Source organism: Streptodolium elevatio, from assembly GCF_040649515.1.
Classification (GTDB): Bacteria; Actinomycetota; Actinomycetes; order Streptomycetales; family Streptomycetaceae; genus Yinghuangia; species Yinghuangia elevatio.
In genome coordinates, this window is sequence record NZ_JBEZFP010000213.1 from 1 (window position 1) to 10,637 (window position 10,637).

A 10,637-nucleotide genomic window follows, 5' to 3' on the forward strand; every position below is an offset into this window, starting at 1 on the left:
GGGGGCCCCCCCCGCGTTGGGCGCGCCGGGCCCCCGCCCCCGCTGCCTGCCCTCGGCCGTCAGGTGCGTCCGCCGGTCACCACCTCGGCGATCGAGCGCGGCACCTGGGCGTACGCGGCGAACCGCATCGTGAACGCCGCGCGGCCGGACGTCCGGCCGCGCAGGTCGCCGACGTACCCGAACATCTCGGCGAGCGGCACGTGCGCGGTCACCACACTCGCGCCGGAGCGCTCGCCGATCGCCTTGACCTGCCCGCGCCGGGCGTTGAGGTCGCCGATCACGTCGCCCAGGTGGTCGGACGGCGTGGTGACCTCGACGGCCATGACCGGCTCCAGCAGCACGGGGCTCGCGAGCCGGGCCGCCTCCTGGAAGGCCGTCGTCCCCGCGATGCGGAAGGCGCCCTCGGACGAGTCGACCACGTGGAAGTCGCCGTCCAGCAGCGTCACCCGTACGCCGGTCAGCGGATAGCCCGCGAGCACGCCCGCGTCCAGGGCGGCCTGGCAGCCCTCGTCGACCGACGGGACGAACTCACGCGGCACGCGGCCGCCGACGACCTTGCTGACGAACTCGTAGTGCCCTCCTTCCCAGGGTTCGACGGCGATGCGGATCCGGGCGTAGTGGCCCTTTCCGCCGTTCTGCTTGCGGTACGTGAAGTCGTGCCCCGGCACGGCCGCGAGCAGCGTCTCGCGGTACGCGACGCGCGGCCGGCCGACGTTCGCCGCGACGTCGAACTCCCGCCGCATGCGGTCGACCAGCACCTCCAGGTGCAGTTCGCCCATGCCCGACACCACGGTCTGGCCGGTCTCGCGGTCGGTCTCGGCGCGGAAGGACGGGTCCTCCTCGGCCAGCCGCTGGATGGCGAGCGCCAACTTGTCGGCGTCCGCCTTCGATACGGGCTCGATGGCCATTTCGATGACCGGGGCCGGGAAGTCCATGGACTCCAGGACCACCGGGTGCGCGGGGTCGCACAGGGTCTCGCCGGTGACGGTGTGGCGCAGCCCTTGGACGACGACGATGTCGCCGGCGGCCGCCGAAGTGATCTCCTCCCTCTTGTCGGCGTGCACGCGGTAGAGCTTGCCGATGCGTTCCTTCTTGTCGCGCACGGTGTTGCGTACCGTGCCGCCCGTTTCGACGTGTCCCGAGTAGATGCGCAGGAAGCTCAGCTTGCCCAGGTGCCGGTCGGTGGCGACCTTGAACGCGAGGGCGGAGAAAGGCTCGTCGTCCGAGGGGAGGCGTACGACGGCGGTTCCGTCGGGTGCCTCGCCTTCGACCGCGCCGATGTCGAGCGGCGACGGGAGATAGCGCACGATGCCATCGAGCAGCGGTTGGACTCCCTTGTTCTTGAAGGCCGTTCCGCACAGCACCGGGGTCACGACCGGGCCGTCTCCGGTACCGGACGCGATGGTGACGCGGCGTACCGCCTCGTGGATCTGCCGCTCCGTGGGCTCGCCCCCACCTCCCAAGTACTGCTCCAGGAAGAGCGCGTCGTGCTCGGCGACGGCCTCCAGCAGGCGCGTACGCCACTCGGCGGCCGCCCCGGCGTGGGTGGCGGGGATGTCCACCACGTCGTACGCCGAACCGAGTTCGGCGTCGACCGGCCACAGCACCGCGCGTCGGCCGATGAGGTCGACGACGCCGCGGAAGCCCGCCTCCGCACCGATCGGGAGTTGCACGACGAGCGGCACGGCGCCCAGGTGCGTGCGGATCATCTCCACACAGCGCGCGAAGTCGGCGCCCGCCCGGTCGAGTTTGTTGACGAAGCAGATGCGCGGCACGCGGTACCGGTCCGCCTGCCGCCATACCGCCTCGGACTGCGGCTCGACGCCCGCCACGGCGTCGAACACCGCCACCGCGCCGTCGAGGACGCGGAGGCAGCGTTCCACTTCGACGGTGAAGTCGACGTGGCCGGGTGTGTCGATGATGTTGACGCGGTGCTCGACGCCGTCGAGCTGCCAGTGACAGGTGGTCGCCGCGGAGGTGATGGTGATGCCGCGTTCGCGCTCCTGGATCATCCAGTCCATCGCGGTCGTCCCGTCGTGCACCTCGCCCGCCTTGTGGGAGACGCCGGTGTAGAACAGGATCCGCTCGGTGGTGGTGGTCTTGCCCGCGTCGATGTGGGCCATGATGCCGATGTTGCGGACGGTCGCGAGGCTGCGGACGGTGGTGGTCATGACTGTGCTCTTCTCCAGGTGAGATGGGGTGTTTTCGGGCAGGCGGAAGCCCGTCCCGAGGGTTCGGCCCCGCGCGGGCATGCCGAAGGACGGCACGTGGCCGGGGATGGGAATGCGCCCGAGGGCAGCGGGCAACGCCCGTGCTGTCCTGGGGGCTTCAGGAGTCGGTACGTCGGGTCGCTGACGACACGTGAGAACGCCGTGGGCGCGCGGAATTGCGTACCAGGAGCGGGGTCAAGGCCGCGGTCGGCGTGAACTCCCGGAGCGGGTAGCGCGAACCGAGACCGTGGTCACGGTCGCGGTCGGTGTCATGCTCCGGTGTGAGTCGTCACGACCCGGCGCGATCGGGCCAACGGCCCTTCCACGGCTCCCTGTTTGTGGAGACGTGCGCGACACGGGGGCGCGTGCCGACAATTCGGCACCGCCTGTCACTCCGTGTGGTGATGGTCGCGCGCATGGGGTCAACGTAGATCGCCGGAAGCGTCGCCGTCACCTGGTTTTCCGACCGCGCGGAGCGGGCCGTACCGGTCACGCCCGTCCGGCGACGACGTCGCGCGCCGAGGCCACGAAGGCGTCGACGACCGGCCCCGACGACGCCGGGTCCCACGCCAGGTCGATGCGCAGCGGCTCGGTGTCGGCGAGACGCACCCACACGATGTCGGGCCGGGCGTAGAAGGCCGCCATCGACTCCGGGGCGATCGACGCGCCCTGTCCCGAGGCGACGTTCTCCAACATCTCCTCGGCGTTGTGGTTCTCCGCGCCCCAACGCACCTCGCTTCCGTCCGGACGCGGGTCCACCGCCCACCAGCGGACCCACTCACGAGGGGCCTGCCGCGTCCAGGCAAGTGGCACGTCGCGGATCTGACCCAAAGTCAGTTCCGGTTCCCCGGCCAGCGGATGGTCCACGGGCAGGGCGATCACCCGTTGCTCCTCCGCGAGTCGCAGTGATGCGAGGCCGGTGAGGTCGTTGGGCTGCCAGACGTACGCCGCGTCGACTTCGCCCGCACGCAGCGCCGGCACCTCGCTGCCCCAGTTGTAGCGCTTGAGCTCGAGCTCGACACCCGGCCGCAGTTCGGCGAAGCGGGCGCGGATGCGCGGCCCGAGCGTGCCCGCCCCGCTGGCCTGGAAGCCGAGGCGCAGGCGCCCGGCGTCGCCGGTCGCGTGGCTGCGCGCGACCTCGGCGAACTGGTCGGCGGCCCGGAGCGTGCGGCGTGCGTAGGGCAGCAGGTCCCGGCCCGCGTCGGTCGGCTCCATGCCGCGCGAATGGCGCGTGAAGAGCGTGACCCCGAGCTCGCGCTCGAGCTGCCGGATCGCGTGGCTCAGCGACGGCTGGCTGATGAAGAGCGTCTCGGCGGCCCGTCCGACATGCTTCGTCTCGGCCACCGCGGCGAAGTAGCGCAGCTCCCTGAGGTCCATGGAACCCCACGCTACCTGCGGTCATAGACGCGGTCTATCGACTGTTCGGGAGCCGGTCTTGGACCCGGGCCCGGCCGTGCGGCGAAGGTCGTACCAGCCCCGACGAACGCATCGGGGATTTTCCGAAGGGCTCCCCCTCATGTCTGTCGACACCGTGCTGCGCGAGACCTCCACGACGAAGACCGCCGTTGCCCCCGCGGTCGCGGTGACCTCCGCTCCGCGGCGGGCCCGCTGGGTGGCGCTCGCCGTGGTGTCCGCCGTCAACGCCCTGGACTCGGCCGGATTCGCGGTCGCCAACACCGCGCTACCCGACATCGACCGGTCGCTCGGCCTGGGCCCGACGCTGGTGCCCTGGGTCATGACGGTGTACGCCCTGACATTCGCCGGCTTCCTGCTGTTCGGCGGACGGGCCGCGGACGTCCTGGGGCGCCGCCGGATGCTGCTCGCCGGAGTCACCGTCTACGCGGCCGGCGCGGCGGCGTCCGCATTCGCCCCCACCGGGGCGGTTCTCATCGCCGGCCGCGGACTCCAGGGAGTCGGCGCGGCGCTGAGCGGACCTCCGGCTCTGGCGCTCATCGCGTCGATCTTCACCGACGCCCGCGAACGTGCCACCGCTATGGGCATCTACGTGGCGGTCAGTGCCTCCAGCTTTTCCGCGGCACTGGTGTTCGGCGGGGTCATGACCTCGGCCGCGGGCTGGCGGGCGCCGTTCCTCGCGCTGCTCGTCATCGCGTCAGTTGTCGCGGTCGTGGGCGCCAAGGTGCTGCCGCGCGACGCGGAGCGTACGCGGGGCAGTCTCGACATCCCCGGCGCGACGCTGATCACGGGCGGTCTCATGGCACTCGTGTACGGGGTCGGCCAGGCCGAGCACGCGTCGTTCACGGCGGCGAAGGTGCTCGTGCCGGTCGCCGTCGCAGTGGTCCTGCTTGTGGGCTTCGTGGCCCGCGAACACCTGGCGGCGCAACCGCTGTTGCCCCTCGGGCTGCTGCGCATCCCCACCGTGCGCGCCGCGACCGTCTCCGGCGTCGTCTTCTACACCACCCTCGTAGGGATGCTGTTCTTCGCACCGCTGTACCTTCAGGGCGTGCGCGGCTACAGCCCGCTCATGAGCGGCCTCGCCATCGCCCCGATGGGCGCCACCGTCGCGGCCACCACCGCGGTCGCGGCCGCACTGATCGCCCGCATCGGGCAGCGCGCGACGCTGGCCCTCGGCTTCACCGTCATGGCGGGCGGACTGTCCACCTGGCTGCTGATGGGCACCGACACGAACTACTTCACGGTGCTGCTGCCCGGCTTGGTCGTGATGTCCTTCGGCCAGACGCTCACGTTCGCCGCGATGATGTCGGCGGCCCTCACCGGCGTCGACCCCGAGCGCCACGGCGTCGCGGGGGCGGTGAACATCACCGCGCAGCAGATCGGTTCGGGTCTGGGCACCGCCGTACTCGCGACCGTCGCGGCGGCGGCGACGGGGCCCGGGACCGCCGGACTCGTCGACGGCTACCGGGCGGGCATCGCCACCGCGGCCGCGATCGGCCTGCTCGGCGCGCTGTCCGCGCTCGTGCTGCTGCGCCGCCGCTGAGCGGCGCGGGCGCGGGGACGGACACGGGAGTTCGGGCACGCCGGGGGACCGGCACACCGAACTCCCGTGTCAGCGTTGCCCGTGGTACTGGTCGTGCCAGGACTCCAGGAGCCAGCCGAAGGTGTCCGGCGGACGCGACACCGCGAGGCGGGCGATCTCGCAGACCCGCGCGGGCGTCATGCCGCGGCGCTGCTCGACGGCGAGGGGGTGCGCGGGGTCGACCGGGGTGAACAGCGCGGCCTGTCCGGAACGCCGGCGGATCGAGACCGGCGGCTCCTTGGTCCAGGGGTCGTACGGCAGCCGGTTCGCCAGCACGGCGTCGCCCGAGATGGTCGGCCCCCAGGTCGGGACCCGGTACGTCTGCACCCACACGTCCCACGTGAACACCTCGTCCAGCGACGGGACGGGGATCTCGATCGAACCGCGCAGGAAGTCCCCCACACCCTCGATCTCGCAGCCCCACAAACTGAGGTAGCTGGCCATCTCGTGGGCGGCCATGGCCCCCGACCACTCGTCCGGAGCCTCGAAACGGTGCACCAGCGGTGCTTCGTGCGGCTCGCCGCAGACCTCGCACTGGAAGCTCAGCTCGTTCGCCATGTCGCCACCCTAGGCCCGTATCGTCACTCGTTCGGGCAGTCCCGGGCGACAAAGGTACGGAGCACACGGTATGAAGCACAACGAAAACGACAAGGCGCTCGAAGACCGGCAGCGGCAGATGGCGGCCGCGTTCTGGGATCACGAGTATGCGCAGGACCGCTTCGCCGACCTGCCGCCGGACCCTTTCGTCACCGACATCCTGGGCGCGGCATGGGCGCACGGCCTGCTGCCCGGCCCCGGGATCTACATCGGCGTCGGCAACGGCCGCAACTACTTCCCGCTTGTCGAAGGCGGCCTGGACCTCGTCGGCCTGGACATCTCGACGGTCGGCCTCGCCGCGATCCGAAAGCGCGCACCCGGGCACTACGCGCGCCTGGTGCACGGCGACCTGTCCGTGCTGCCCGCCGGGGAGACCTTCCCGGTCGTCATCGGCCTCAACGTGTTCCACCACGGCGACCGCGACACCGCGTACGCGCACATCCGCGCCGCACTCGAAGTCGTCGCGCCGGGCGGCCTGTTCTGCATCCGGGTCAACGCGGTGGGCACCACTCCCGGCCGCCCGTCCGAGGTCGCCGCGGAGTACGACGACGGGTCCGTGACGCGCCGCTACCTCCCCGAGGACGGCATGCCGCCGCTCCTGTCCCACTTCTTCACGTCGGCGGCCCTGACTGGCCTCCTGGCGGCGTACGAGCCCGTCCTCCCTCTGACCCTCGACGACACCGACATCGCCACCGGTCGTCCGGGCGATTGGCGGCGCTGGCAAGGTGTCTACCGTCGGCCCGCATGACAGGGCACGGGTCGGCACGGACACACGGAAAAGAGCGACGCACCATGGTCAACGTCGGAATCTATTTCGACCTGCGCAACCCGGAGCCGGCCCGCCGCAATTGGGCGGACCTCTACGCCTTCACCCTCGAACTGTGCGAGGAGGCCGACCGCCTCGGCGTCCACTCGATCTGGCTCACCGAGCACCACCGCTTCGAAGACGGGTACCTCCCGCAGCCGCTGACCATGGCCGCGGCCGTCGCCGCCCGTACCCGCAACGCCCGCATCGGTACCGGCGTCACCATCGCACCCCTCCGCCACGCGGCCCACCTCGCCGAGGAGGCCGCGATTGTCGACCTCGTCAGCGGCGGCCGCCTCGAACTCGGCCTCGGCACCGGCTACCGCATACCGGAGTACGCCCTCTTCGACGCGGACGACGCGTACCGCACCCGCTACTCCGCCACCGACGCCCGCGCCCGCGACATCCGCCACCTCTGGGACACCGGCGCCGTCACCCCGCCCCCGGTCCAGGCCCGCCCCCGCATCTGGCTGGGCTACCAGGGCCCCCAGGGTGCCCGCCGCGCCGGCCTCCTCGGCGAGTCCCTCCTCTGCGCCAACCCGGACCTCGCCGAGCCCTACCGCGCCGGCCTCGCCGAGGGCGGCCACGACCCGGCGTCCGCCCGCATGGCCGGCCTCCTGAACGGCTGGATCACCCACGACCCCGAGCGCGACTGGCCCGAGGTCTCCACCGCCCTCGCCCGCCAGTGGGACAGCTACCACCGCCACGCGGTCGAAGGCACCGGCGCCCCGGCCCCCAAGCCCGTCAACCCCGACCGCTGGCGCGCCCGCGGCGTCAGTGCCGCCCCCGCGCACTTCCTGCACGCCACCCCCGAGCAGGCCGCGGCCGACATCCGCGCCTACCTCGCCGGCTCCCCCGTCGAGACCGTATGGTTCTTCGCCGACCTGGGCGGCATGCCGGAGTCCATGGCCCGCACCCACGTGACCACCCTCTGCACCGACCTGGCCCCCCTCCTCCGCGACGCCTGACCCCCAGCCGTCGCACGCCGCCCGTCCGTCCCTTAACCGCGCACCCGGGACGGGCGCGGCGGGACGGGGCTGAGCGCCGCTTTCCCCGCGCGCGCCACCCCAACCTGCGCCACCGTGGAAGGACACGCCCGCCCCCGGGACCGAGGAGCCCCCGCATGTCCAACCACACCTACCGCGTCACCGAGATCGTCGGCTCGTCCCACGAAGGCATCGACGCCGCCATCACCAACGCCATCACCCGGGCCGCCAAAACCCTCCACAACCTCGACTGGTTCGAGGTGACTCAAATCCGAGGCCAAATCACCGACGGCCAGGTAGAGCATTACCAAGTAGGCCTGAAAGTGGGCTTCCGCCTTGACGAAACCGACTGACCAAGTGGGCCCAAAGATAGGCTTCCGCCGCGGCGAACGGTCCACTCGACTGGCGGCAACTCAGTCCAACGGCGGAGAGCTCGGATGAATCACGGCTGGTGTCTAGCCCAGTAGCACACTCTCGGGCCCGTAAATCCCGGCACCCAGTCGGCCCACCCAATCCGCCGCGACGTACATCTCTCCCGTCGCGTCGAGACCAAGGAACTCCCGCCCGCGCGCATGGTCGCCGATCGGTACGAAGTGCTGCCCGATCAATGCGTCCCAGTCGACGAACCTTCCCTCTTCGACCACGCTCCTGAGCGGGTCCAACGCGAACTCCTCACGCGTCCGTGAGAAATCCGACCAACCCCACCTGCGGAAAGCTCAGTCCGCCACACTGCCGAAGAAATTCCGCTGCCGCCGCGTCTGCCGTAGACGGTCCGGAAATACGTGGACGCCCGGCAGGCGCAGGGGTTGAAGGCCTCTTGTCGTCATTCGGGCGGGGTGTCGGACGCCGGGCGTGGGGCTCCGCAGCGGGGGAAGGGTTCGCCCCCGGGGGTGGCGGCGGCCTGGTCGGCCAGCCGGTTGTCGTAGCGCAGCCACAAGCGGGCCAGCCACTCGTTGGCGCCGGCCGGCGGCTCCGCGGCGACGACCGGCATCGGCGCCGTCTCGATCAGGTGCAGGAGCGACCAGGCCACGCCGAAGCTGCTGTCCGCGCCGAAACTGCCGATCAGCAACTGGGCTTCCTAGACGGTGACGGGCCTGTCGATCGCATCCAACGCGGCACACATCCGGTCCAGGGTCTCCCCGGCCGCGGCGGAGGTGTCCGACTCGGGCGGCAGCGGCCCCATGGCGACGAGCCTTCGGACCTCCGGCCTGATGCCTCCCTCGTTCGGGGTCACGCGTCGGGGACCAGGACGAGTTTGCCTACGACTCGGCGTTCGGCGAGGGCGGTGAGGGCTTCGGGGGCCTGGTCGAGGGGGTAGGCGGTGGGGGTGACCGGGTTGAGGCGGCCTTCGGCGGTGCCGCGAATGATCTCGGTGAGCATGGCGGGGAGTTCGCCGGGGTTGCGGCGGGCGTGGTCGCCCCAGTCGACGCCGATGACGGTGCGGTTGGTGAGCAGGATCTGGTTCGCGGGGAGTTGCGGGATGTCGCCGGCGGCGAAGCCGATCACGAGGTATCGGCCGTGCGGAGCGAGGGCGCGCAGGGCGGGGGCCGCGTACGGGCCGCCGATGGGGTCGACGACGATGTCCGCGCCGCCACCGGTGATCTCGCGGATGCGGGACTTGAGGTCCTCGTCGGCGTAGTTGACGGTGGCGTCGGCGCCGGCCGCTCGGGCGGCGTCGAGTTTGGCGGGGCCGGAGGCGGCGGCGATGACGCGGGCGCCCAGGCCTCGGGCGACGTCGACGGTGGCGAGGCCCACGCCGCCCGCGGCGCCCAGCACGACGACCCACTCGTCCTTGGCGACCGTGGTACGCCGGGTCAGCGCGAACAGCGCGGTGGCGTAGCTCTCGATCATGCTCGCGGCGGTCTCGAAGCCGACCGCGTCCGGGAGCGGGGCGCAGGCGGCGGCGGGCACCAGCGCGTGCGAGACGTAGCCTCCGGGGCGTGGTGAGCCGCACACGACGCGGGTGCCGACTGCCGGGGCGTCGACGCCCTCGCCGCGTTCGCGGACGACGCCCGCGACGGCCATGCCCGGCACGTACGGCAGGGGCGGCTTGATCTGGTACAGGCCTCGTACGAGCAGGCCGTCCACGAAGCTGACCGCGCTCGCGCGCACCTCGACGAGCACCTGGCCGGGCCCGGGTGTCGGGTCCGGGGCCTCCTCGACGCGCAGGTCGTCGACGGGACCGAAGCTGCGGCACACCACTTGGCGCATTGCGTGACTCCCCCACGTTTGTCGCCGTTCGTCCTCCGGGGCCGCCGGTCCCGTTGCGCCGGTGCGACCGGCGTGCACCGACCGGGGCACCACGGGCACTCTCGCACAGGCGTCCGGAAGTTCGGCGTTCGCACCCGTACTCGGATGGGGCGCCGGTTCGGCGGTGGCCACCCGTTCGGCGCACCGCGCCGGTACCGCGCGCCCGGGGTGCGCTGCGGCAAGAGAGTGAAACCGCGCAACCAATCGCCGTCCACCGGGTTGGACAGGTCGCCGCGGCGGTACAGCAACTCCCTTCCCAGCCTTCCCAGGCAACGACGTACGAAGGAATTCTGATGGCGAACAGCTTCCAGCGTGTTTCGGCTACCGCGGTCATGGCCGCGTCGGTCTTCGGCCTCACCGCTGTGGGCGCTCCGGCGGCCATGGCCGGCGGCAACGACGACGGCAACACCGCCGTCCAGGCCGGCAACCAGTCGGCTCAGGCCATCGGCAACTCGAGCAGCCACGGCTTCCTGAGCCCGAACATGGGCGCCGTGCAGGGAGGCGTGGTGAACTGCTTCGGCCTCCAGAAGGTCGACGTCAACGTCCCGGTCGGCGCGCTCATCGGTGCGGGCATCGGCGTCCAGGACGTCCTGACCGACCAGGTCCAGCAGGTCTGCAGCCCGAACGCGATGCAGCAGACCGGCGACGACCCGCTGGCGAACGTCCTGTCCAGCGTTCTGTCCGAGAACGGCTGACCGACCCCGCTGCCCGCGCGGGACTCCTCCACCCCGCGCGCCCCGGCCCGTGACCCTGCCGGGGGTTGACCAGAGGTAGCGGGCACCGCGCGGTGCCGG

11 protein-coding genes are annotated in these 10,637 nt (G+C 71.8%); 5 read left to right on the forward strand and 6 right to left on the reverse strand.

What is annotated here, in order from left to right:
• Nucleotides 1-59: 59 nt before the first annotated feature.
• A complete protein-coding gene (fusA, locus tag AB0C36_RS41245; RefSeq protein ID WP_358364471.1) occupies nucleotides 60-2,171 on the reverse strand; it encodes an elongation factor G in 2,112 nt (703 codons plus the stop codon).
• Between the two features lie 528 nt (nucleotides 2,172-2,699).
• Nucleotides 2,700-3,587, reverse strand: a complete 888-nt coding sequence (locus tag AB0C36_RS41250; RefSeq protein ID WP_358364474.1) for a LysR family transcriptional regulator — start codon at nucleotides 3,585-3,587, stop codon at nucleotides 2,700-2,702.
• Nucleotides 3,588-3,726: 139 nt separating this feature from the next.
• Here AB0C36_RS41250 and AB0C36_RS41255 point away from each other — a divergent pair, with 139 nt between their 5' ends.
• Nucleotides 3,727-5,166, forward strand: a complete 1,440-nt coding sequence (locus tag AB0C36_RS41255; protein ID WP_358364476.1) for an MFS transporter — start codon at nucleotides 3,727-3,729, stop codon at nucleotides 5,164-5,166.
• A gap of 69 nt (nucleotides 5,167-5,235) precedes the next feature.
• On the opposite strand, the gene AB0C36_RS41260 is transcribed toward AB0C36_RS41255, so the two are convergent.
• The gene (locus tag AB0C36_RS41260; RefSeq protein WP_358364478.1) at nucleotides 5,236-5,763 is read right to left on the reverse strand and encodes a DUF2199 domain-containing protein; all 528 of its coding nucleotides are present in this window, start codon (nucleotides 5,761-5,763) and stop codon (nucleotides 5,236-5,238) included.
• A 70-nt stretch (nucleotides 5,764-5,833) separates the two neighbouring features.
• Between AB0C36_RS41260 and AB0C36_RS41265 the strand changes: the two genes are divergently transcribed.
• From AB0C36_RS41265 to AB0C36_RS41275, 3 genes are all read left to right on the forward strand, one after another.
• A complete protein-coding gene (locus tag AB0C36_RS41265; RefSeq protein WP_358364481.1) occupies nucleotides 5,834-6,550 on the forward strand; it encodes a class I SAM-dependent methyltransferase in 717 nt (238 codons plus the stop codon).
• 44 nt (nucleotides 6,551-6,594) lie between these two features.
• Entirely contained in the window at nucleotides 6,595-7,575 is a 981-nt protein-coding gene (locus AB0C36_RS41270) for an LLM class flavin-dependent oxidoreductase (RefSeq protein WP_358364484.1), read from the forward strand.
• Between the two features lie 155 nt (nucleotides 7,576-7,730).
• Nucleotides 7,731-7,946 carry a dodecin gene (locus tag AB0C36_RS41275; RefSeq protein ID WP_358364487.1) on the forward strand — a complete coding sequence of 72 codons (216 nt, stop codon included), beginning with the start codon at nucleotides 7,731-7,733 and terminating at the stop codon, nucleotides 7,944-7,946.
• Nucleotides 7,947-8,048: 102 nt separating this feature from the next.
• Here AB0C36_RS41275 and AB0C36_RS41280 read toward each other — a convergent pair whose 3' ends face one another.
• From AB0C36_RS41280 to AB0C36_RS41290, 3 genes are all read right to left on the reverse strand, one after another.
• A complete protein-coding gene (locus AB0C36_RS41280) occupies nucleotides 8,049-8,255 on the reverse strand; it encodes a hypothetical protein (RefSeq protein ID WP_494410269.1) in 207 nt (68 codons plus the stop codon).
• A 161-nt stretch (nucleotides 8,256-8,416) separates the two neighbouring features.
• The gene (locus AB0C36_RS41285) at nucleotides 8,417-8,662 is read right to left on the reverse strand and encodes a hypothetical protein (protein WP_358364490.1); all 246 of its coding nucleotides are present in this window, start codon (nucleotides 8,660-8,662) and stop codon (nucleotides 8,417-8,419) included.
• A 161-nt stretch (nucleotides 8,663-8,823) separates the two neighbouring features.
• A complete protein-coding gene (locus tag AB0C36_RS41290) occupies nucleotides 8,824-9,804 on the reverse strand; it encodes an NADPH:quinone oxidoreductase family protein (RefSeq protein WP_358364492.1) in 981 nt (326 codons plus the stop codon).
• A gap of 332 nt (nucleotides 9,805-10,136) precedes the next feature.
• Here AB0C36_RS41290 and AB0C36_RS41295 point away from each other — a divergent pair, with 332 nt between their 5' ends.
• On the forward strand, nucleotides 10,137-10,538 hold the full coding sequence (locus tag AB0C36_RS41295) for a rodlin (RefSeq protein WP_358364495.1): 402 nt from the start codon (nucleotides 10,137-10,139) through the stop codon (nucleotides 10,536-10,538).
• The last annotated feature ends 99 nt before the right edge of the window (nucleotides 10,539-10,637 follow it).